The organism is Azohydromonas sediminis, assembly GCF_003574675.1.
Classification (GTDB): domain Bacteria; phylum Pseudomonadota; class Gammaproteobacteria; order Burkholderiales; family Burkholderiaceae_C; genus Calidifontimicrobium; species Calidifontimicrobium sediminis.
This window is the reverse complement of record NZ_QOAZ01000025.1, coordinates 36,347-55,740: the sequence shown is the minus strand read 5'-3', so window position 1 is coordinate 55,740 and position 19,394 is coordinate 36,347. Positions and strand designations below refer to the sequence as shown.

General features: G+C 73.0%; 23 protein-coding genes. 12 read left to right on the top strand and 11 right to left on the bottom strand.

Annotated features, from left to right (window positions below):
- From DRV96_RS13040 to argB, 4 genes are all read right to left on the bottom strand, one after another.
- Window positions 1-377: transposase (locus DRV96_RS13040; protein WP_473199548.1), on the bottom strand; the 377-nt coding region annotated here is incomplete at its 3' end.
- A 61-nt stretch (window positions 378-438) separates the two neighbouring features.
- Window positions 439-1,119: a nucleoid occlusion factor SlmA gene (slmA, locus tag DRV96_RS13035; RefSeq protein WP_119291787.1), complete on the bottom strand. Its 681-nt coding sequence runs from the start codon at window positions 1,117-1,119 to the stop codon at window positions 439-441.
- Window positions 1,120-1,255: 136 nt separating this feature from the next.
- On the bottom strand, window positions 1,256-1,873 hold the full coding sequence (locus DRV96_RS13030; RefSeq protein WP_235823394.1) for an HAD-IA family hydrolase: 618 nt from the start codon (window positions 1,871-1,873) through the stop codon (window positions 1,256-1,258).
- A 188-nt stretch (window positions 1,874-2,061) separates the two neighbouring features.
- Window positions 2,062-2,976: an acetylglutamate kinase gene (argB, locus tag DRV96_RS13025; protein WP_119291785.1), complete on the bottom strand. Its 915-nt coding sequence runs from the start codon at window positions 2,974-2,976 to the stop codon at window positions 2,062-2,064.
- A gap of 134 nt (window positions 2,977-3,110) precedes the next feature.
- Here argB and DRV96_RS18100 point away from each other — a divergent pair, with 134 nt between their 5' ends.
- The 7 genes from DRV96_RS18100 (at window position 3,111) to DRV96_RS13000 (ending at window position 8,034) form a co-directional block, all read left to right on the top strand.
- Window positions 3,111-3,497: a hypothetical protein gene (locus DRV96_RS18100; protein ID WP_162911045.1), complete on the top strand. Its 387-nt coding sequence runs from the start codon at window positions 3,111-3,113 to the stop codon at window positions 3,495-3,497.
- Between the two features lie 116 nt (window positions 3,498-3,613).
- Window positions 3,614-3,970 carry a hypothetical protein gene (locus tag DRV96_RS18095; protein WP_162911044.1) on the top strand — a complete coding sequence of 119 codons (357 nt, stop codon included), beginning with the start codon at window positions 3,614-3,616 and terminating at the stop codon, window positions 3,968-3,970.
- A complete protein-coding gene (locus DRV96_RS13020; RefSeq protein ID WP_162911043.1) occupies window positions 3,967-5,361 on the top strand; it encodes a TolC family protein in 1,395 nt (464 codons plus the stop codon). The genes DRV96_RS18095 and DRV96_RS13020 overlap by 4 nt, the downstream gene beginning before the upstream one ends.
- Window positions 5,361-6,761 (top strand): multicopper oxidase family protein, encoded by a 1,401-nt coding sequence (locus DRV96_RS13015; RefSeq protein ID WP_119291781.1) that lies wholly within the window; start codon window positions 5,361-5,363, stop codon window positions 6,759-6,761. The genes DRV96_RS13020 and DRV96_RS13015 overlap by 1 nt, the downstream gene beginning before the upstream one ends.
- Complete coding sequence (locus DRV96_RS13010) at window positions 6,758-7,255, top strand: cupredoxin domain-containing protein (RefSeq protein WP_119291779.1); 498 nt, start codon at window positions 6,758-6,760, stop codon at window positions 7,253-7,255. The genes DRV96_RS13015 and DRV96_RS13010 overlap by 4 nt, the downstream gene beginning before the upstream one ends.
- Before the next feature lie 4 nt (window positions 7,256-7,259).
- A complete protein-coding gene (locus tag DRV96_RS13005; RefSeq protein WP_119291776.1) occupies window positions 7,260-7,736 on the top strand; it encodes a DUF411 domain-containing protein in 477 nt (158 codons plus the stop codon).
- 16 nt (window positions 7,737-7,752) lie between these two features.
- The gene (locus DRV96_RS13000; RefSeq protein ID WP_119291774.1) at window positions 7,753-8,034 is read left to right on the top strand and encodes a copper-binding protein; all 282 of its coding nucleotides are present in this window, start codon (window positions 7,753-7,755) and stop codon (window positions 8,032-8,034) included.
- 22 nt (window positions 8,035-8,056) lie between these two features.
- Here DRV96_RS13000 and DRV96_RS12995 read toward each other — a convergent pair whose 3' ends face one another.
- Window positions 8,057-8,668, bottom strand: coding sequence for an HAD family hydrolase (locus DRV96_RS12995; protein ID WP_119291772.1), 612 nt, complete (start codon window positions 8,666-8,668; stop codon window positions 8,057-8,059).
- Window positions 8,669-8,708: 40 nt separating this feature from the next.
- Between DRV96_RS12995 and dmeF the strand changes: the two genes are divergently transcribed.
- Window positions 8,709-9,761 carry a CDF family Co(II)/Ni(II) efflux transporter DmeF gene (gene dmeF, locus DRV96_RS12990; RefSeq protein ID WP_235823393.1) on the top strand — a complete coding sequence of 351 codons (1,053 nt, stop codon included), beginning with the start codon at window positions 8,709-8,711 and terminating at the stop codon, window positions 9,759-9,761.
- Between the two features lie 70 nt (window positions 9,762-9,831).
- Here the strand turns inward: dmeF and DRV96_RS12985 are convergent, their stop codons facing one another.
- Entirely contained in the window at window positions 9,832-11,838 is a 2,007-nt protein-coding gene (locus DRV96_RS12985) for an SDR family oxidoreductase (RefSeq protein ID WP_119291770.1), read from the bottom strand.
- Between the two features lie 230 nt (window positions 11,839-12,068).
- On the opposite strand from DRV96_RS12985, the gene DRV96_RS12980 reads away from it, so the two are divergent.
- Window positions 12,069-12,647 carry a phasin family protein gene (locus tag DRV96_RS12980; RefSeq protein ID WP_119291768.1) on the top strand — a complete coding sequence of 193 codons (579 nt, stop codon included), beginning with the start codon at window positions 12,069-12,071 and terminating at the stop codon, window positions 12,645-12,647.
- Between the two features lie 19 nt (window positions 12,648-12,666).
- Here the strand turns inward: DRV96_RS12980 and DRV96_RS12975 are convergent, their stop codons facing one another.
- From DRV96_RS12975 to DRV96_RS12965, 3 genes are read right to left on the bottom strand one after another with little or no spacing between them, the layout of a single operon-like run.
- Window positions 12,667-13,086, bottom strand: a complete 420-nt coding sequence (locus DRV96_RS12975; RefSeq protein WP_119291766.1) for a group II truncated hemoglobin — start codon at window positions 13,084-13,086, stop codon at window positions 12,667-12,669.
- A complete protein-coding gene (locus tag DRV96_RS12970) occupies window positions 13,083-13,862 on the bottom strand; it encodes a MinD/ParA family protein (protein WP_119291764.1) in 780 nt (259 codons plus the stop codon). The genes DRV96_RS12975 and DRV96_RS12970 overlap by 4 nt, the downstream gene beginning before the upstream one ends.
- Window positions 13,859-14,599, bottom strand: coding sequence for a GGDEF domain-containing protein (locus DRV96_RS12965; protein WP_419187055.1), 741 nt, complete (start codon window positions 14,597-14,599; stop codon window positions 13,859-13,861). The genes DRV96_RS12970 and DRV96_RS12965 overlap by 4 nt, the downstream gene beginning before the upstream one ends.
- A gap of 181 nt (window positions 14,600-14,780) precedes the next feature.
- On the opposite strand from DRV96_RS12965, the gene DRV96_RS12960 reads away from it, so the two are divergent.
- Genes DRV96_RS12960 through DRV96_RS12950 form a run of 3 tightly spaced genes read left to right on the top strand, consistent with a single transcriptional unit; the run spans window position 14,781 to window position 17,410 of the window.
- Complete coding sequence (locus tag DRV96_RS12960; protein ID WP_119291762.1) at window positions 14,781-15,620, top strand: CheR family methyltransferase; 840 nt, start codon at window positions 14,781-14,783, stop codon at window positions 15,618-15,620.
- An 8-nt stretch (window positions 15,621-15,628) separates the two neighbouring features.
- On the top strand, window positions 15,629-16,306 hold the full coding sequence (cheD, locus tag DRV96_RS12955; protein ID WP_119291760.1) for a chemoreceptor glutamine deamidase CheD: 678 nt from the start codon (window positions 15,629-15,631) through the stop codon (window positions 16,304-16,306).
- A gap of 12 nt (window positions 16,307-16,318) precedes the next feature.
- Window positions 16,319-17,410 (top strand): protein-glutamate methylesterase/protein-glutamine glutaminase, encoded by a 1,092-nt coding sequence (locus tag DRV96_RS12950; protein WP_119291758.1) that lies wholly within the window; start codon window positions 16,319-16,321, stop codon window positions 17,408-17,410.
- On the opposite strand, the gene hemW is transcribed toward DRV96_RS12950, so the two are convergent.
- Together hemW and rdgB are read right to left on the bottom strand one after the other, a co-directional pair.
- Window positions 17,397-18,764, bottom strand: a complete 1,368-nt coding sequence (gene hemW, locus DRV96_RS12945; protein WP_235823392.1) for a radical SAM family heme chaperone HemW — start codon at window positions 18,762-18,764, stop codon at window positions 17,397-17,399. The two genes, DRV96_RS12950 and hemW, sit on opposite strands and share 14 nt — an antisense overlap.
- Window positions 18,757-19,386, bottom strand: coding sequence for an RdgB/HAM1 family non-canonical purine NTP pyrophosphatase (gene rdgB, locus DRV96_RS12940; protein WP_119291752.1), 630 nt, complete (start codon window positions 19,384-19,386; stop codon window positions 18,757-18,759). Before rdgB ends, hemW begins: the two co-directional genes overlap by 8 nt.
- Between the last annotated feature and the right edge of the window lie 8 nt (window positions 19,387-19,394).

Genomic DNA, 19,394 nt, shown 5'->3' with positions numbered 1-19,394 from the left:
AGCCGCGCCAGCTCGCGCCCGCTGCCCACGCCTTCGAGCGTGGCGTACAGCCACAGCGCAAACAGGATGCGCGGGTCGATCGCCGCGCGTCCGGCATTGCTGCCGCGCGCCTTGATCGCATCGGTCAGCCGGCTCAGGTCCTGCCGCTCGACGTAGCCCCATACCAGCCGCGCTCGGTGGTCCTCGCCCAGCAGCGACTCCAGGTCCGATGCCCGCAGTTCGATCTGCTTGCGGTTGGGCTGCAGCAGCCGCGGCGGCTGCGCGCGCAGCGCAAAGGCTCGCGCTTGCGCGGCGGCCTGCGCTGCTTGCTCATCGACGGGCGCCAAGTCCTCGAACAAAACCCCGGCCACGCTGTCTTGGTGCGTCGGATCGCTCATGCCCAACAGCAAGCCAGAGACATGCCAGCACGAGGGCAGCGGACGAAAAACTCTCACGCTCTCAGTGCGTCAGCAGCGCGAGCGCGGCATCGAGGTGCTCGGTCGGACTGCGCTTGAAGCCCGAGCGGGCGTAGCGCTGCAGGCGGCCGACGGCGAACGCGGTGAGCACGCCGGCGCGCACCTGCGCGTCGACGGTGGGCGTCGGCGAGCCGGCGGCCTCGGCGCCCAGCCGCAGGCTCTGGCGCAGCTGCGCCTCGAGCTTGTCGAAGAACTGGTTCATGCGCGCCATCAGGCGCTCGTGCTCGAACACCAGCGCGTCGCCGACCATCACGCGCGTCATGCCCGGGTTCTTCTCGCCGAACTGCAGCAGCACCGCGAGCATCTTCTGCGCCTGCGCGACGCCCGACGGCTCGCGCTCGACGATCTGGTTGACCAGCCCGAACACGCTCGACTCGATGAACTCGATCAATCCCTCGAACATCTGCGCCTTGCTCGCGAAGTGGCGGTACAGCGCCGCCTCGCTGACGTCGAGCCTGGCCGCCAGCGCGGCCGTCGTGATGCGCTCGGCGCCGGGCTGCTCGAGCATCGCGGCCAGTGCCTGCAGGATCTGCACGCGACGCTCGCCGGGTTTCGGGCGCTTGCGCGCCGGCGCCGCCTCGGCCACCGGATGGCTGCCCGCGCTTTCGTGTACGGCCACCGGCTCGGTGGTCAACTCGGCAGGCGGCAGAGGCTGGTCGGGCATGGTGCAGGGTCGGCGTCGGGCGCGTGCGAAGGCGGCTCGCAGAGCCGAAAAGATTCTGGCACACGCCCCGGCGGCCCCCCGGGGCAGGTAAACACCGACGGCGGCCACCGCCGCGGGCGGCATGCACGAAGTCGCATCAGCCGCCGCCGGCGCACAGCCGCCACAGCGCACGCAGGTGACGCACGCGCAAGTCGACGTACGCCGGCCGGCCCGCCGGCCGCACCGGCGCGCCGCGGCGCAGCCAGCGCTGCATCCACACCGTGCGCAGGCCCACGCGCCGTGCGGCCTTCTGGTGCTCGAGCGTGTCCTCGACGAGCACGCACTGCGACGGCGCGACCCCCAGCGACGCGACGAGCCGGCGCAGCATGCGCACGTCGGGCTTGGGCCGCAGCTGGCCGAACATGCGCATGTCCTCGACCGAGAACACGCCGTCGAACCAGCGCCCGATGTCCAGCGCCGCGAGCACGCGCTCGGCGTAGGCGCGCGGCGCATTGGTCAGGATGAACTTGCGCCCCGGCAGCCGCTGCAGCGCGGCGACGTCGTGCGCGTGGCCGCGCACGCGCGCCTCGAGCCCCGGCAGGCGGTGCGTGTAGTGCAGGAAGTGCGACGCGCGCACGCCGTGGTGACGCACGAGGCCGAGCAGCGTCGCACCGTAGCGGCGCCAGTAGTGCCGGCGCAGCGCGTCGGCCTGCTCGCGGTCGACGCCGAGGAACTCGACGATGTAGTCCGTCATGCCGGCGTTGATGCCCGGCATCGCGGCGTGCGTCGCGTCGTGCAGCGTGTTGTCGAGGTCGAACAGCCAGACGAGCGTTCGGCACGCCCGGCGCGCGGGCGCCGCAGGCCGAACGGGCGCTGCGCCGGTCGCGCGGACGCGGCATCGCCGGTCCGCAGGCGGCGCCCCGTCGGGCGGGGAGCGCCGAAGGTGCTTCGGGACGGGGCCGCTCAATGGCTGCGGATCATCGTGCCGTAGGCCGAATCGGTCAGCACCTCGAGCAGCATCGCGTGCGGCACGCGCCCGTCGATGATGTGCACCGCGTTGACGCCGTTGCGCGCCGCATCGAGCGCGCTGCCGATCTTGGGCAGCATGCCGCCCGAGATCGTGCCGTCGGCGAACAGCGCGTCGATCTCGCGCGCACTGAGGTTGGTCAGCAGCTTGCCGTTCTTGTCGAGCACGCCGGGCGTGTTCGTCAGCATGATCAGCTTCTCGGCCTTGAGCACCTCGGCGAGCTTGCCGGCGACGACGTCGGCGTTGATGTTGTAGCTCTCGTTGTCCTTGCCGAAGCCCAGCGGCGAGATCACCGGGATGAACTGGTCGTCCTGCAGCGCCTTGACGACGCTCGGGTCGATCGACTCGATCTCGCCGACCTGGCCGACGTCGTGCTCGATCGTCGGGTCCTTCAGGTCGACCATCTTGAGCTTGCGCGCGCGGATCAGCCCGCCGTCGCGCCCGGTCAGACCCACCGCCTTGCCGCCGGCGGCGTTGATCAGGCCGACGATGTCCTGCTGCACCTGGCCGGCGAGCACCCACTCGACGACTTCCATCGTCTCGGCGTCGGTCACGCGCATGCCCTGCACGAAGGTGCCCTTCTTGCCGACGCGCGCGAGCGCCTCGTCGATCTGCGGCCCGCCACCGTGCACGACGACGGGGTTCAGTCCGACGAGCTTGAGCAGCACGACGTCCTCGGCGAAGTCCTGCTGCAGCGCCGGGTCGGTCATCGCGTTGCCGCCGTACTTGACGACGATCGTCTTGCCGTGGAACTTGCGGATGTACGGCAGCGCCTGCGCGAGGATCTCGGCCTTGTCGCGCGCAGAGACATGGTCGAGCCGGTGCTCGTCGGGGGGGTGCGGGATGGTCATCGCGGCGGCCGGCGCACGGGCCGGGTGGGCATGGAGCCCGCGATTGTAGAAAAGGCCCTGCGCGGCCCCTGCGGCGGCACGGCACATCGCAGCACGCGCCACGGGGCCGTCGGCGTTGCGCTAAGCTGGCGGCCATGAGGTCGGGGTCGACTCGCCGGTTCGTCGTGCTGTGGTGGCTGCTGGTCGCCTTGCTGCCGCTGCGCGCGTGGGCCGGCGCCGTGATGCACCTGCCGGACGTGGCCGGCGTGCCGGCGCACGCCGATGCCGCGCCGCCGTGCCACGCTCATGCGGACGGCCTCGCCACGCCGGCCGACGCGGCCGCAGAGCGCCTCGCGGGTGCGCCGCACGACACCGACGGCGCCGCCTGCACGCTGTGCGACCTGTGTCACGGCAGCGCCGCCCTCGTCGCGCCGCCCGCGTTCGACCCCGGGTCGGGGCCTGCGCAGGCGCTGCCGTCGGCGGCGCCTGCGCCGGCGCCGCAGGTCGACCCCGCGCCGCTGTACCGCCCTCCCCGAGGCTGAACACCCCGCGCCCCTGCCGCGGCAGGGCGCTGCCCCGTGCGCGCCTTCTGCGCGCACCTCGACGACGCGCGTGCGCCGGTCGCCGCGCGACCGTGATCGATCCAGCCTCGACGACGATGACCCTGCTTCGCTCTTCCCTGCGGCGCGCGACCGCCAGCGCCGCGGCCGCCGCCTGCGGACTCGCCACCGCGCTGGCCGCCGTGCCGGCCGGTGCCGCACCGGCGGCCGACGCTGGCGTCACGCTGCCGCCGCCGCGACTGCACTACACCTCGGCGTTCCGCGCAGCGCCCTCGCCCACCGACCCGGCCGACCCGCAGGCCGTCGGCTGGGCGCAGGCCAATGCGCTCGTCGGCGCGCTGCGCGGCCACGCCGGCCACCTGCGCGGGCGCGTCGGGGATCCGCCGCCGCCGGCCGGTGGCGCGGCGACGCCCGCGCACCGTCACGACCATGGCGGCGCGGAGGCCGCGCGATGAGGCCGGCGCTGACGCTGCTGCTCGCCACCGCCGGCGTGCTCGCCGGCTGCGCGAGCGTGCCGGCCGACGACGCGATCGGCGTCGCACGCGATCAGTCGCTGCGCGTCGACGGCATCGCGCCGGTGCTGGCGACCACCGACGCTGCGCACGACGAGCGCCGCGCGCTGCGCTCGCGGCTGCTTGCGGCGCCGCTCGACGAAGCCGCCGCCGTGCGGCTCGCGCTCGAGGCGAGCCCGGCGATGCAGGCGCTGCTCGCCGACGCGTGGCAGGCGCAGGCGACGGCAGTGCAGGCCGCGGCGGCGCCGAACCCGTTCTTCGCGTTCGAGCGCATCGTCACCGGCGGCGAAGTCGACCTCACCCACACGCTCGGCATCGGCCTGACCGAGCTGCTGACGCTGCCGGCGCGGCGCGACGCCGCGCAGCGCACGGTGCAGCGGCGGCAATGGCAGCTCGCGCGCGACGTGCTCGCGCACACGGCCGCGGTGCGCCAGCAGTGGGTGCGGGCGGTCGCGGCGCAGCAGCTCGTGGCCTACCACCGCCAGGTGCGCGACGCCGCCGAGGCGAGCGCCGAGCTCGCGCGGCGGATGCAGGCGGTGGGCAACTTCAGCCGCCTGCAGCGCGCGCGCGAGCAGGCCTTCCTCGCCGACGCGACGGCGCAGCTGGCGCGCGCGCTGGCCGCGTCGACCGCCGAGCGCGAGGCGCTGGTGCGCCTGCTCGGCCTCGACGCCGACGAGGCCGAGCGCCTCGTGCTGCCCGAGCGGCTGGCCGACGTGCCCGCCGCGCCGCGCACGGCCGACGAGGTCAGCCGCCGCGCCGTGGAGGACCGGCTCGACCTGCGCGTCGCGCGCCTCGAGCTCGCCGCCGCCGAGCGCGCCGCCCCGCTGGGCGCCGTCGCGCCGTGGCACGTCGAGCTCGCCGCCGTGCGGCAGACCGGCGGCGGCGACACCGGCCGCGGCTTCGAGATCCAGCTGCCGCTGCCGGTGTTCGACACCGGCCGCGCGCGCCGCGAGGCGGCCTCGGCGCAAGTGCTCGCGGCGCGCGCGCGCTTCGAGCAGGCGCGCAGTGAGGCGACGTCGGTGCTGCGCGAGCGCTACGTCGCCTACCGCACCGCACACGACCTCGCGCGGCACTACCGCGACGAGGTCGTGCCGCTGGCGCGCACCGTCACCGACGACATGCTGCTGAAGTACAACGGCATGCTCGTCGGCGTATTCGAACTGCTCGCCGACGCGCGCGCGCAGGTGCACGCCGTGATCGGCGCGATCGAGGCGCAGCGCGACTTCTGGCTCGCGCACACGGCGCTCGACGCGGCGATCGTCGGCGCGCCGGCAGCCGGTGCCGCGCCCGCCGCCCCACAGGCCGCGAAGGCCGCCGCGAAAGGAGACCACTGATGACGACGCGCCGACTCTTCCTCGGCGGCGCTGCCGTCGCCGCCGCCGCGGTCGGCCGCGCCGCGCTCGCCGCCGTGCCCGAAGCGCCCGTCGCGCCGCCGGCGAACACGATGGCGCCGCCGCTGCAGCCGGCCACCGGGCGTCCGTACCGGCCGGTGGTGACGCTCAACGGCTGGACGCTGCCGTGGCGCATGAACGCCGGCTGGAAGGAATTCCACCTCGTCGCCGAGCCGGTGCTGCGCGAGCTCGCGCCGGGCATGACGGCGCAGCTGTGGGGCTACAACGGCTCGTCGCCCGGGCCGACGATCGAAGTCGTCGAGGGCGACAAGGTGCGTCTGTTCGTGACCAACCGCCTGCCCGAGCACACCGCGGTGCACTGGCACGGCCAGCGCCTGCCCAGCGGCATGGACGGCGTCGGCGGCCTGACGCAGCCGCAGATCCCGCCGGGCAAGACCTTCGTCTACGAGTTCGAGGCGCGGCGCAGCGGCACCTTCATGTACCACCCGCACGCCGACGAGATGGTGCAGATGGCGATGGGGATGATGGGCTTGTGGGTCACGCACCCGAGAGACCCGAAGCGCACCCCCGGCTACACCGAGGTCGACCGCGACTTCTGCTTCCTGCTCAACGCGTTCGACATCGAGCCGGGCAGCGCGACGCCGAAAGTCATGACGATGCTCGACTTCAACCTGTGGTGCTGGAACTCGCGCGTGTTCCCCGGGATCGACAGCCTGCCGGTGCGGCTGGGCGACCGCGTGCGCATCCGCGTCGGCAACCTGACGATGACCAACCACCCGATCCACATGCACGGCCACGAGTTCGTCGTCGCCGGCACCGACGGCGGCTGGACCAACCCGGCATCGCGCTGGCCCGAGGTCACGGCCGACATCGCGGTGGGCCAGATGCGCGCGATCGAGTTCGTCGCCACCGAGCCCGGCGACTGGGCCTTCCACTGCCACAAGAGCCACCACACGATGAACGCGATGGGCCACGCGGTGCCGACGATGATCGGCGTCGACCACCGCGACGTCGTGCACAAGATCCAGCAGCTGGTGCCCGACTACATGGTGATGGGCGAACGCGGCATGGCCGACATGGGCGAGATGGAGATGCCGCTGCCCGACAACACGCTGCCGATGATGACGGGCCAGGGCCCGATGGGCCCGCTCGAGATGGGCGGCATGTTCACCGTCATCAAGGTGCGCGAGGGCCTCGCGCGCGACGACTACCGCGACCCGGGCTGGTACCGGCACCCGCCGGGCACCGTCGCGTACGAGTGGACCGGCGCGTCGGTGAACCCGCATCGCGCGCCGACGTCGAACACCGACGGCTCGGAAGTGCACGACCACCGCGGTGCGCCGTGGCGTGCCGTCAAGCCGCATGGGGGACACCGGCCATGAAGACGATCCTGCTGAGCCTGGCGCTCGCGCTGCCTTTCGCGCACCCACTCGCGGCGCTCGCGCACGGCAACGAGCCGCACGCCGCCAAGGCCGCGAATGCGCCGATCTCGACCGAGCGCCATCCGTGGGGCATGCAGGGCGACCCGAAGCACGCGACGCGCACGATCCGCGTGACGATGCGCGACACGATGCGCTTCGAGCCGGCGCGCTTCGAGTTCAAGCGCGGCGACACGGTGACCTTCGTCGTCCACAATGCCGGCAAGGTGATGCACGAGTTCGTGATCGGCACCGAGGCCGAGCTCGTCGCCCACGCCGAGGCGATGAAGAAGCATCCCGGCATGGAGCACGACGAGCCGTACATGGCGCACGTGCCGCCGGGCAAGACGCAGCGGCTGACCTGGCGCTTCACCGAGCCGGGCGAGTTCCTCGCCGGCTGCCTCGTCGCCGGCCACTGGGACGCCGGGATGCGCGCGACGATCACCGTCAAGGAGTGACACGATGAGCCAGGACCGTTTGTCGCGCCGCCGCTGGCTGCGTACCGCCGCCGCGCTGGCTGCCGCCGCGGTGCCCGCGCTCGGGCGGGCGGCCACGCCGCTGCCGGTTCTGCAGGTGTGGAAGTCGCCGAGCTGCGGCTGCTGCAACGACTGGATCGCGATCCTGCAGCGCGAGGGCTTTCGCGTGCAGGCGCACGACAGCGGCAACACCGCGATGCGCGCGCGCCTGGGGCTGCCGCTGAAGTACGGCTCGTGCCACACGGCGCTGATCGGCGGCTACGTCGTCGAGGGCCACGTGCCGCCGCGCGACATCCGCCGGCTGCTCGCCGACCAGCCCGATGCGATCGGCATTGCGGTGCCGGGCATGCCGGTGGGTTCGCCGGGCATGGACGGGCCCGAGTACGGTGACCGCCGCGACCCCTACGACGTGCTGCTGGTGCTGCGCGACGGCACGAGCCGCGTCTGGGCCCGCTATCGTTGAAGCCACGGAGACGACCATGACGAAGATCCGCATCGCCGCTGCCGCACTGGCACTGGCCGCCACCGCCGCCGTCGCGCAGAGCGCCGACGGCGAAGTGCGCAAGATCGACAAGGCGCAGGGCAAGATCACGCTCAAGCACGGCGAGATCAAGAGCCTCGAGATGCCGCCGATGACGATGGTGTTCCGCGTGCAGGACCCGGCGATGCTCGACCGCGTCGCCGTCGGCGACAGGGTCAAGTTCGACGCCGCGAAGATCGACGGCAACTACACCGTCACCGCGATCACGAAGGCACCCTGATCGGCGCCTGCCCGGCGCCGGCTCAGCGTGCGTCGCGCGCGAGCCAGTGGTCGACGAAGTCGGTGAGGTCGTCGTGCGTCGTGTGCGCGAGCACGAGCTCCGGCCCTTCGTTCGGGCTGCCGTTGGGCGCGCGCAGCACCAGCGCGCGGTGCACGGCATCGGGCACGCCGCGCAGGTACGGCAGGTAGTCGTCGACGAAGGCCTCGGGCATCAGCTCGGCGATCGCGTCGGCCTTCGGGCTGCGCTCGCCGGCGTGGTGGCCGGTGGCGATCACACGCTCGATCGGGAAACCCAGCGCGCGCAGGTTGCGCAGCCGCGCACTCTGCCACGCGGCGTCGAGCGCCGACACGCACACGAGGTCGAAGCCCGCGTCGTGCAGCCGGTGGCAGGCCTCGACGGCGCCGGGCAGCGCCGGCAGGTGCAGCCAGAACTCCTCGTCGAAGTAGCGCCAGAAGTGCCGGCGCGCCTCGCCCTCGAGGCGCTCGACGGCCCAGCGGTCCATCGGCCAGTACGCGAGCGGGTCGCGCTCGGCCGGCCGCGCGCCGAACGCGCGCCGCCACGCCTCGGCGTAGCCGTGGTGGAAGTCGACGAGGACGCCGTCGGCGTCGAGCGCGATCGTGGGCCGGCGCGGCATGGCGTCACTGTAGCCACGCCGCGATGTCCCCGGCTGTCCCGTGAGTAACATCGTCGCGATGCACGTCCACGACCTGGCCCCGTTCCGCCACGACCACGCCTTCGTCGACGCCGGCTCGGCGGCGCGCGGGCGGGCGCTGTGGGCGGTCACGGCGCTGACGCTGGCGACGATGGTCGTCGAGATCGCGGCGGGCTGGTGGAGCGGCTCGCTCGCGCTGTGGGCCGACGGCTGGCACATGGGCACGCACGCCGCGGCGCTCGGCGGGGCGGCGATGGCCGCGCTGCTCGCGCGCCGCGCGGCGTCGAACGCGGCCTACGCGTTCGGCGGCTGGAAGATCGAGATGCTCGCCGCCTACACCAGCGGCCTGCTGCTGGTCGCGGTGTCGCTGTGGCTGCTCGTCGACGCGGTGGCGGTGCTGCGCGCGCCGCGCCCGATCGCCTACGACGAGGCGATGGTCGTCGCCGTGATCGGCCTCGCCGTCAACGTCGCCAGCGTCTGGCTGCTCGAGCGCGGCCGTGCCGACGGCGATGCCGTCGCCCACCCTCACGGCCACGACCATGCCCACGCGCACGGGCACGCCCACGCGCACGGGCACGCCCACGCGCACGGGCACGCCCACGCGCACGGGCACGCCCACGGGCACGGGCACGCCCACGGGCACCACGACCTCAACTTCCGCGCCGCGTACCTGCACGTGGTCGCCGACGCCGTCACGTCGCTGCTCGCGATCGTCGCGCTGGCGGCCGGCAAGTGGTTCGGCATCGACTGGCTGGACCCGGCGGTCGCGCTCGTCGCGGCCGTGCTGATCGCGCGCTGGGCGGCGGGCGTGCTCGCGCAGGCCTCGCGCGCGCTCGTCGACGCCACCGCCGACGAGGCGCTGCGCCAGCGCGTGCGCGCGACGATCGAAGCCGACGGCGACGCGACGCTGTCGGACCTGCACGTATGGCAGGTCCGACAGCGGGCCTGGTGCGTCGCCGCCTCGGTCGTCGCCGACCGCCCGCTCGAAGCGCTCGCCTACCGTCAGCGGCTCGAGGCGATCGCGGGGCTGACCCACGTCACGGTCGAGGTCCACCGCTGCCGCGGGCCGCACTGACGCGCGGGGGTCACCTTCGACCGGCGCGCGCGGCGCCGCCGCCAAGGCGGCGCGATCCGCCGCCGCCGCGTCAGAAGTGGATGCCCTGCATCATCTGCTGCAGCGCGATCGCCTCGGGCGACAGCTTCGGCTTGTCGCCCTTGCCGCCGGCGGCGGCTTCGCTGTCGGGGAACATGCGGAACGTCGTGTTCATGATGATCTGCGCGATGCGCGGCGCGACGGCGTGCAGCAGCTCGCCGGTGATGCCCAGCCGCGTCGCGATGCGCACCGGCTTCTCGATGCACGCGCGCGCGATCATCTCGGCCGCCTGCTCGGGGCTCAGCGTCGGCACGTTGTTGTAGATCTTCGTCGGCGCGATCATCGGCGTGCGCACCAGCGGCATGTTGATCGTCGTGAACGTGACGCCGACGTCGGCGAACTCGCTGGCCGCGCAGCGCGTCCACGCGTCGAGCGCGGCCTTGCTCGCGACGTAGGCGGAAAAGCGCGGCGCGTTGGTCAGCACGCCGATCGAGCTGATGTTGACGACGTGGCCCTTGCGCTTTCTGACCATCCCCGGCAGCAGCCCCATCGTCACGCGCAGGCAGCCGAAGTAGTTCAGGTCCATCGTGCGCTGGAAGTCGTGGAAGCGGTCGTAGCTCGACTCGATCGCGCGGCGGATCGAACGCCCGGCGTTGTTGATCAGGAAGTCGACGCCGCCGTGCACCTCCTCGAGCGTCTTGACGAACGCGTTGCAGTCGGCCTCGTTGGCGATGTCGACGCGGTAGCTGAACACCTTCGGGTCGGCGGTGCCCTTGTCCTTCGCGTGGGCGACGATCTCCTTGACGGCCTCGGCGAGCTTGTCCTCGCCGCGCGCGGCGATGATCGTCACCGCGCCGGCCTCGGCGAACTTCTTCGCCGCCGCCAGCCCGATGCCCGAGCTGCCGCCGGTCACGAGGACGACCTTGCCGCCCACTGCCCCCTTGAGGCTGCGATCGATGAACAGGTCGGGGTCGAGGTGGCGCTCCCAGTAGTCCCACAGCCGCCACGCGTAGTCGTGCAGCTTCGGGCACTCGATGCCGCTGCCGGCCAGCGCCTTGTCGGTCTCGCGGCGGTCGAAGCGCGTCGGGTAGTTGACGAGCATCAGCACGTCCTCGGGCAGGCCGAGGTCCTTCATCACCGCGTCGCGGATGCGCCGCACCGGCGCGAGCGCCATCAGCCCCTTGCGCACGCTCTTCGGGGTGAAGCCGAACAGCGCGGCGTTGACGAACACGTTCATCTTCGGCGCGTGCGCGGCGCGGCTGAACACGTCGAGGATGTCGCCGACGCGGTAGCCCTGCGGGTCGACGAGGTGGAAGCACTGGCCGCTCGGCCGCTTCTGGTGGCTGATGTGGTCGAGCGCGGCGACGACGAAGTCCACCGGCACGAGGTTGATGCGCCCGCCCTCGAGGCCCACCGACGGGAACCACGGCGGCAGGATCTGCCGCATGCGCTGGATCAGCTTGAAGAAGTAGTACGGGCCGTCGATCTTGTCCATCTCGCCGGTCCGGGAGTCGCCGACCACCGCTGCGGGCCGGTACACGGTCCACGGCACCTTGCACTCGCGGCGCACGATCTTCTCGCTCTCGTGCTTGGTCATGAAGTACGGATGGTCGAGGTTCTCGGCCTCGTCGAACATGTCCTCGCGGAACACGCCCTCGTACAGCCCGGCGACGGCGATCGACGAGACGTGGTGGAAGTGACCCGCGTCGATCGCCTTCGTAAACTCGACCGCCGCGCGCGTGCCCTCGACGTTGACGGCGATCTGGCTGTCGGCGTCGGCCTCGAGGTCGTACACGGCGGCGAGGTGGTACACGTGGTCGATCTGGCCCTTGAGTGCCTTGATGTCGTCGGCGCCGACCCCGAGCCGCTTGGCCGTCAGGTCGCCGTAGACCGGGATCGCCCGCGTCTTGCCCACCCCCCAGTACGCCAGCAGATCGGCAACCTTGCCCTCGGACTCGCGCCGCAGCAGGAAGTGCACGACGGCGCCGCGCCGCGCGAGCAGCGTCTTGACCAGCCGCTTGCCGATGAAACCGGTCGCACCGGTGACGAAGTAATGCATCGTGGGGTCCTCCTGCGCCGCGGTGATCGGTGGTGCGCCGCGCGGCTATTCTGGTGTGGCCGCGCCGGCACCTCGCTGCGCGTTTGCCCGCACGCCGCGTGCCGCGTAGAGACACGGCCCTAGAGAATTCGGCTGCGCGCTCGACGTCGGCCTCCTACACTTTTTGGTGTCGAGGCGGTGCCGGGGTGTGCCGCCACCCCTGTCGAACGCACCCCGAGAGGAAGGTCCAGATGGTCAAGAAGCTCCAGAAGATGGCCCAGAAGCAGAAAGCCGCCTCGTCCGCGGGGCTGCTCGACAGCCAGCTCGCCGCCGCGGTCAAGGACTCGGCGCAGCAGATCTGGCTCGCCGGCATGGGCGCGTTCTCGAAGGCGCAAGCCGAAGGCGGCAAGGTGTTCGAGACTCTGGTCAAGGAAGGGCTGAGCCTGCAGCGCAAGACGCAGGCCGTGGCCGAGGAGCGCATCAGCGAGGTCGCCGGGAAGATGACGGCGATGGCCGACGGCGTCACCGCCAAGGCCGGCCAGAAGTGGGACAAGCTCGAGGCGATCTTCGAGGAACGTGTCGCGAAGGCGCTGCACCGACTCGGCGTGCCGTCGAGCCGCGACGTCGACGCGCTGATCAAACGCATCGACACGCTCAGCGCGCAAGTCGCCGCGATGCGCAAGGCGCCGGCGGCCGGCGCGGCGAAGCCGGCAGTGCGCAAGACAGCGGCCAAGACGGCGGCCCAGGCGGCCCGCAAGACGGCGGCGGCCAAAACGGCGGCGCGCAAGGCGCCGCGCAAGAGCGCCGCCAGCGCATCCAGCGCCGGCTGAGCGCGCGCGCCCGCGGCGCTCAGCCGCCGCGGTTGCGCATCCAGTCCGCGGTGTTGAAGAACGCCGCCGCCAGGCGCTGCGACAGCGCGTCGGGCAGGCCCTGCTCGCGCATCGCCTGCTGCATGCACGCCAGCCACTGGTCGCGCTCGGCGATGCCGATCGGGTACGGCAGGTGCCGCGCGCGCAGCCGCGGGTGGCCGAAGCGCTCGACGTAGTGGTTCGGCCCGCCGAGCCAGCCGCACAGGAACCAGAACAGCTTGTCGCGCGAGTCGTCGAGCGTCGTCGGGTGCAGCCTGCGGATGCCGGCATACGCCGGCTCGAGGTCCATCAGGTCGTAGAAGCGGTCGACGAGCGCGCGCACGCCCGGCTCGCCGCCGACGAGGTCGAACGCGGTCGCGCCTTCGGTGGCCGGGGTGTCGTCGTCGGTCGGCGGCGTCATGCGCGCATTCTCGCCGCGGCCGCAGCGAGCGCCTGCGCGGCCGCGCAGCCCGGGAACACCTCGACGAGCAGCTCGCGCCGCAGCACCGCTTCGCGCACCGACGCGTCGTCGGGCACCTCGCCGACCAATTCGATGTGCACCGCCTGCCCGACCGCCGGATCGACGTAGCGCGCGACGACGCGCTGCAGCTGCGCGCACACGCGCCGCCCGTCGCCCGCGCCCGTGGCCTGGTTGACGACGAGCCGCACGTGCTGCCGCCCCTGCGTCGTCGCCAGCACCTTGATCGTCGCGTAGGCGTCGGTCAGCGACGTCGGCTCGGGCGTCGCGACGACGAGCACCTCGTCGGCCAGCGACACCGTGTAGAGCACGACGTCGGAGATCCCGGCGCCGGTGTCGAGCAGCACGCGGTCGTAGCGCGGGCGCAGCTCGTCGACGACCTGGCGCAGGCGGTCGCGCACGTCGGCGGTCAGCCGCGAGTACTCGACCAGCCCCGAGCCGGCAGGCAGCACCGTGAAGCCGCCCGGCGCGTCGACCAGCGCGTCGTCGAGCGCCGCGCGCCCGGCGATCACGTCGTGCAGCGTGACCCTGGGCGCGAGGTTGAGCACGACGTCGAGGTTGGCCAGCCCGAGGTCGGCGTCGAGCACCAGCACGCGCTCGCCGGCGGCCGCGAGCGACGCGGCGAGGTTGGCGCTGACGAAGGTCTTGCCCACGCCACCCTTGCCGCTGGTGATCGCGGTGACGACGGCGCGGCGGGCGACTGCGTTCGGGTCGGTCATTCCAAGTCCTGCAACGGCATCGGGGCGCTGAACAGCATCCCCCGTTCCTCGGCGCTGACCTCGACCTGCGTCACCGGCTCGAAGCACGCGCGGTTGCGCCCTTCGGCCTTCGCGCGGTAGAGCTGCTGGTCGGCACGCTCGAGCCACAGCGCCGGCGTCGAGCGCACCCACGGCGGCGCGAACGCGCCGCCGAGGCTGACGGTCACGCTGATCTCGCGGCCGTCGGGCAGCGCGATGTGCTGCGCCTCGATGCGCCGGCGAATGCGCTCGGCCACCGTCGGGCCGAAGCTCGGCGAGCAGTGCGGCAGCACGATTGCGAACTCCTCGCCGCCGACACGCGCGACGGTGTCCATCGGCCGCACGCACTCGAGCAGCCGCGCCGCGACCGCCTTCAGCACGGCGTCGCCGGCCGCGTGGCCGTGCGTGTCGTTGATGCGCTTGAAGTGGTCGATGTCCAGCGTCAGCAGCAGCGACGGGTCGCCCGAGCGCGCGACGCGGCCCAGCTCCTGCGCCAGCGCCAGCTCGAACTGGCGCCGGTTCGCGAGCCCGGTCAGCGGGTCGCGGCTCGACAGTTCGCACAGCGCGTCGATCAGCGCCTGCAGCCACGGCGCGGCGCCGCGCGGCTCGGGCAGCGTGCGCCCCGACTGCGCGACCAGCTGCAGCGCTGCGCGCAGGTCGAGCGCCGCCGTGACCTCGCTCAGGGCGGCGTCGGCGCGGCGGGCGTCGGGAGCATCCAAGCGCAGCGGTGCAGGTGGCAGGCGATGGGATCAGCCGGCAGTGTAGCCAGCGCGCACCGCCCGCCGGCCCGATCAGCCGGGCGAAGGCCGCGCTGTTCGCCCGCTCGCCCGCGCCGCGCCGCCGGCACACTGCCACCGCAACACGTGCTGCCACCGGCGGCCACCGACGACCACGATCCCGATGCAGACTCCGTCCCTCGTCGACCGCCTCGACGCCGAGTTCGCGTTCAGTGCGAACGACTTCGAACGCGTGCGGCGCCTGATCCACCAGCGCGCGGGCATCAGCCTGCACGCCGGCAAGCAGGCGATGGTCTACAGCCGGCTGTCGCGGCGGCTGCGCGAGACCGGCCACCCGAGCTTCTCGAGCTACCTCGGCTGGCTCGAGCAGCACACCGGCGCCGCCGGCGACGCCGAGTGGCAGGAGTTCATCAACTGCCTGACGACGAACCTGACCTCGTTCTTCCGCGAGGCGCACCACTTCGACGTCCTCGCCGACGAGCTGCGGGCGCGGCCGCAGCACCCGTGGCGGATCTGGTGCAGCGCAGCGTCCACCGGCGAGGAGCCGTACTCGATCGCGATGGTCGCCGCCGAGACGCTCGCCGGCGCGCGCGCGACGATCCTGGCCAGCGACATCGACACGCGCGTGCTCGCGACCGCGCAGCGCGGCGTCTACGACGAGGGTGCGCGCGGCCTGACGCCCGAACGCCTGAAGCGCCACTTCCTGCGCGGCACCGGCCCCAACAGCGGGCGCATCCGCGTCAAGCCCGAGCTCGCGCGCACGATCCAGTGGCGGCGCTTCAACCTGATGGAGCCGGTGTGGTCGCTCGGCGAGCCGTTCGACCTCGTGTTCTGCCGCAACGTGATGATCTATTTCGACGCGCCGACGCAGCGGCGCGTGCTCGAGCGCATGCACGGCGTGATCAAGCCCGGCGGGCTGCTGTTCGTCGGCCACTCCGAGAACTTCAACGAGTCGCGCGACCTGTTCCGGCTGCGCGGCAAGACGGTCTACGAACGCGTCTGAGGCGCACGATGAGCACCGCGATCGCCCGTCCCGCCCCGGCCCCGGCGCCAGCTGCCGCCGTCGCGCAACGGCGGCTCGAGCAGCTGCGCGCGCGGCCGCGGCGCCCGGGTGAGGCCTCGTTCTTCTATCACGACGCGTACTTCGGCAACGCCGCCGTCAAGGTGCTGCCCGGCGAGTTCTTCGTCCACGACGACGACGTGCTGATCATGACGACGCTGGGCTCGTGCATCGCCGCGTGCCTGTGGGACCGCGAGCGCCGCATCGGCGGCATGAACCACTTCATGCTGCCCGACGTCGGCAGCGGCGGCGACGCCAGCGGGCGCTACGGCTCCTACGCGATGGAGCTGCTGATCAACGAGCTCGTCAAGCGCGGCGCCACGCGCGCGACGATGGAGGCCAAGGTCTTCGGCGGCGGCGCGGTGATCAGCGGCATGACGAGCCTCAACGTCGGCGAGCGCAACACGCAGTTCGTGCTCGACTACCTGAAGACCGAGCGCATCGCCGTCGTCAGCAAGGACGTGATGGACGTCTACCCGCGCAAGGTGTGCTTCCTGCCGGCCAGCGGCAAGGCGATGGTCAAGCGCCTGGCGCCGGCCAGCGCCGACGCCGTCGTGCGCGAGGAGCGCCTGGCCGCGCAGCGCGTCGTGCCGCCGGCCTCGGGCGCCGGCTCGGTGGACCTGTTCTGAGGGACCGCGACGATGTCCAAGATCCGCGTGGTGGTGGTCGACGACTCGGCACTGGTGCGCTCGCTGCTGTCCGAGATCATCAACCGCGAACCCGACATGACGTGCGTCGGCACGGCCGCCGACCCGCTGACCGCGCGCGAGACGATCCGCAATCTGAATCCCGACGTGATCACGCTCGACGTCGAGATGCCGCGCATGGACGGTCTCGACTTCCTCGCGCGCCTGATGCGGCTGCGCCCGATGCCGGTCGTGATGGTCTCGACGCTGACCGAGCGCGGCGCCGAGACGACGCTGCGCGCGCTCGAGCTCGGCGCGGTCGACTTCGTCGCCAAGCCGAAGATCGGCATCGCCGACGGGCTGCACCAGCTCGCGCACGACATCACCGACAAGATCCGCACCGCCGCGCGCGCGCAGGTGCGCCGCGCGCCACCGGCGCCCGAGCGTCCTGCGCACGGCGCTGCCGCGCCGGGCAGCGCACCGCCGGTCAAGGCCATGGGCCGGCTGTCGACCGAGAAGATCGTCTTCATCGGCGCGTCCACCGGCGGCACCGAGGCGACGAAAGAGGTGCTGGTGCAGCTGCCGCCCGACTTCCCGGCGGTGGTCATCACGCAGCACATGCCGCCGGGCTTCACGCGCAGCTACGCGGCGCGTCTGGACGGTCTGTGCCGCATCCGCGTCAAGGAAGCCACCGACGGCGAGCGCGTGCTGCCCGGCCACGCCTACATCGCGCCCGGCGGGCTGCATTTGTCGGTCGAGCGCTCGGGCGCGAACTACGTCGCGCGTGTGCGCGACGGCGAGCCGGTCAACCGCCACAAGCCGTCGGTCGAGGTGCTGTTCGAGTCGGCGGCGCGCGTCGTCGGCCCCAACGCGTTCGGCGTGATGCTCACCGGCATGGGCGGCGACGGCGCGAAGGCGATGCGCGCGATGCGCGACGCCGGCGCGTGGAACATCTGCCAGGACGAGGCAAGCTGCGTCGTCTTCGGGATGCCGCGCGAGGCGATCGCCGCCGGCGCCGCCAACGAGGTGCTGCCGCTCGCGCAGATCGCGCCGCGCCTGATCGAGCGGCTGCGCGCGACCGCCGGGATGGCGCTCAACCGGGTTTGAGCCAATCGCCCGACGCCGCGGGCAGGAACATCGCCTGCAGGTCCGACAGGAAGTCGAAGCCCAGCGGCGTCGCGCGCACCGCGTGGCCGTCGCGCTCGAGCAGCCCGCGCGCGGCCGCCGCGCGCAGCGCGTCGTCGATCACCGACGGTGCGAGGCCGGTGCGCTCGGCAAACAGCGCGAGCGTGAACCCCTCGCGCAGCCGCAGCGCGTTGAGCACGAACTCGAACGGCAGCTCGTCGGCACCGACGGCGTGCTCGTTCGACACGGCGCGGCCTTCGCGCGCGCGCTGCAGGTACGTCGCCGGGTCGCGCCAGCGCACCTGGCGCACGATGCGATCGGGGAAGCTGAGCTTGCCGTGCGCGCCGGCGCCGAGCCCCAGGTAGTCGCCGAAGCGCCAGTAGTTGAGGTTGTGCACGCAGCGGTGGCCGGGCCGCGCGAAGGCCGACACCTCGTAGCGCTCGAGTCCGGCCGCGGCAGTGCGCGCGACGATCGCGTCGAGCATCTCGCTGGCCGTGTCGTCGTCGGGCAGGCCCTCGGGCGGGCGCGTCGCGAACCGCGTGTTCGGCTCGAGCGTCAGGTGGTAGACCGACAGGTGCGGCGGCGTGAACGCGAGCGCCTGCGCGAGGTCGCGCTCGAGCATCGCCGGCGTCTGCCCCGGCAGCGCGTACATCAGGTCGAGGTTGAAGGTGTCGAACGTGCGCGCCGCCTCCTCGGCGGCGGCGATCGCCTGGCGCGCGTCGTGCACGCGGCCGATGCGCGCGAGCAGCGCGTCGTCGAAGCTCTGCACCCCGATCGACAGCCGCGTGACGCCGGCGTCGCGGTACGCGCGGAAGCGCTCGCGCTCGAAGGTGCCCGGGTTGGCCTCGAGCGTGACCTCGCAGCCCGGCTCGAGCGGCAGTCGCGCGCGCACCGCGGCGAGCAGGCGGTCGATCGCCGCCGGCGGGAACAGGCTCGGCGTGCCGCCGCCGACGAACACGCTGACGACGCGCCGGCCCCACACCAGCGGCAGCGACGCCTCGAGATCGGCGACGAGCGCATCGACATACGCCTCGAAGAGGGGTTCGCCGAGCGAGACCGACGCGGATCCGGGTTCCCCGGTCCGCGGCGAGCCCCCTCGGGGGACAGAGGGCCGCGGCTCCGGGTCCGCCTGCGCGGACCCGGACGGCCCGAAGGCCGGGCGACTCTGGCGCCCGGCAGGGAGCGCAGCGAGCCTGGGGGTCAGCTCGTGCGAATTGAAGTCGCAGTAGGGGCACTTCTTCAGGCACCACGGCAGGTGCACGTACAGCGCCAGTGGCGGCAGCGCGGCGAGCGCGACGTCGCCGCGGCGGCGCAGCCGAACGACCTGCTCAGCCAAGATGCCAGGCCTGGCGCAGCAGCTCGCGCATCGCAGCCGCGGCGCGGGCGCGGTGGCTCGCGCGGTTCTTCGTCGCCGCGTCGAGTTCGGCCACCGTGGCGCCGAGCTCGGGGATGTACAGCAGCGGGTCGTAGCCGAAGCCGCCGGCGCCGCGCGGCGCGTCGAGCACGACGCCGTCCCAGCGGCCTAACGCGACGAGCGGCTCGGGGTCGTCGGCGTGGCGCAGCGCGACCAGCGTGCTGACGAAGCGCGCGCGCCGGTCGGCCACGCCGTCGAGCTCGCGCAGCAGGCGCGCGTTGTTGGCCTCGTCCTGCACGCGGCGCTGCGCCTCGCGGTCGCCCGGCGGCAGCGCGACCGGCGCATAGTGCGCCGAGACGACGCCCGGCGCACCGCCGAGCGCGTCGACGCACAGCCCCGAGTCGTCGGCGATCGCCGCGCCGCCGGCGGCGCGCGCCGCGTGCCTGGCCTTGGCCAGCGCGTTCTCGACGAAGGTCGCGTGCGGCTCGTCGGCCTCGGCGATGCCGAGCGCGCCCTGCGCGACGAGCTCGAGCGGCAGATCGGCGAACAGCGCGCGCAGCTCGGCGAGCTTCTTCGCGTTGTTCGACGCCAGCACCAGCCGCATCGTGCCCC

Coding starts and splice junctions, on each gene's coding strand:
- slmA (WP_119291787.1), bottom strand. CDS start 1,119: ATGCCCGACCAGCCTCTGCCGCCTGCCGAGTTGACCACCGAGCCGGTG.
- DRV96_RS13030 (WP_235823394.1), bottom strand. CDS start 1,873: ATGCCGGGCATCAACGCCGGCATGACGGACTACATCGTCGAGTTCCTC.
- argB (WP_119291785.1), bottom strand. CDS start 2,976: ATGACCATCCCGCACCCCCCCGACGAGCACCGGCTCGACCATGTCTCT.
- DRV96_RS18100 (WP_162911045.1), top strand. CDS start 3,111: ATGAGGTCGGGGTCGACTCGCCGGTTCGTCGTGCTGTGGTGGCTGCTG.
- DRV96_RS18095 (WP_162911044.1), top strand. CDS start 3,614: ATGACCCTGCTTCGCTCTTCCCTGCGGCGCGCGACCGCCAGCGCCGCG.
- DRV96_RS13020 (WP_162911043.1), top strand. CDS start 3,967: ATGAGGCCGGCGCTGACGCTGCTGCTCGCCACCGCCGGCGTGCTCGCC.
- DRV96_RS13015 (WP_119291781.1), top strand. CDS start 5,361: ATGACGACGCGCCGACTCTTCCTCGGCGGCGCTGCCGTCGCCGCCGCC.
- DRV96_RS13010 (WP_119291779.1), top strand. CDS start 6,758: ATGAAGACGATCCTGCTGAGCCTGGCGCTCGCGCTGCCTTTCGCGCAC.
- DRV96_RS13005 (WP_119291776.1), top strand. CDS start 7,260: ATGAGCCAGGACCGTTTGTCGCGCCGCCGCTGGCTGCGTACCGCCGCC.
- DRV96_RS13000 (WP_119291774.1), top strand. CDS start 7,753: ATGACGAAGATCCGCATCGCCGCTGCCGCACTGGCACTGGCCGCCACC.
- DRV96_RS12995 (WP_119291772.1), bottom strand. CDS start 8,668: ATGCCGCGCCGGCCCACGATCGCGCTCGACGCCGACGGCGTCCTCGTC.
- DRV96_RS12985 (WP_119291770.1), bottom strand. CDS start 11,838: ATGCATTACTTCGTCACCGGTGCGACCGGTTTCATCGGCAAGCGGCTG.
- DRV96_RS12980 (WP_119291768.1), top strand. CDS start 12,069: ATGGTCAAGAAGCTCCAGAAGATGGCCCAGAAGCAGAAAGCCGCCTCG.
- DRV96_RS12975 (WP_119291766.1), bottom strand. CDS start 13,086: ATGACGCCGCCGACCGACGACGACACCCCGGCCACCGAAGGCGCGACC.
- DRV96_RS12970 (WP_119291764.1), bottom strand. CDS start 13,862: ATGACCGACCCGAACGCAGTCGCCCGCCGCGCCGTCGTCACCGCGATC.
- DRV96_RS12960 (WP_119291762.1), top strand. CDS start 14,781: ATGCAGACTCCGTCCCTCGTCGACCGCCTCGACGCCGAGTTCGCGTTC.
- cheD (WP_119291760.1), top strand. CDS start 15,629: ATGAGCACCGCGATCGCCCGTCCCGCCCCGGCCCCGGCGCCAGCTGCC.
- DRV96_RS12950 (WP_119291758.1), top strand. CDS start 16,319: ATGTCCAAGATCCGCGTGGTGGTGGTCGACGACTCGGCACTGGTGCGC.
- rdgB (WP_119291752.1), bottom strand. CDS start 19,386: ATGCGGCTGGTGCTGGCGTCGAACAACGCGAAGAAGCTCGCCGAGCTG.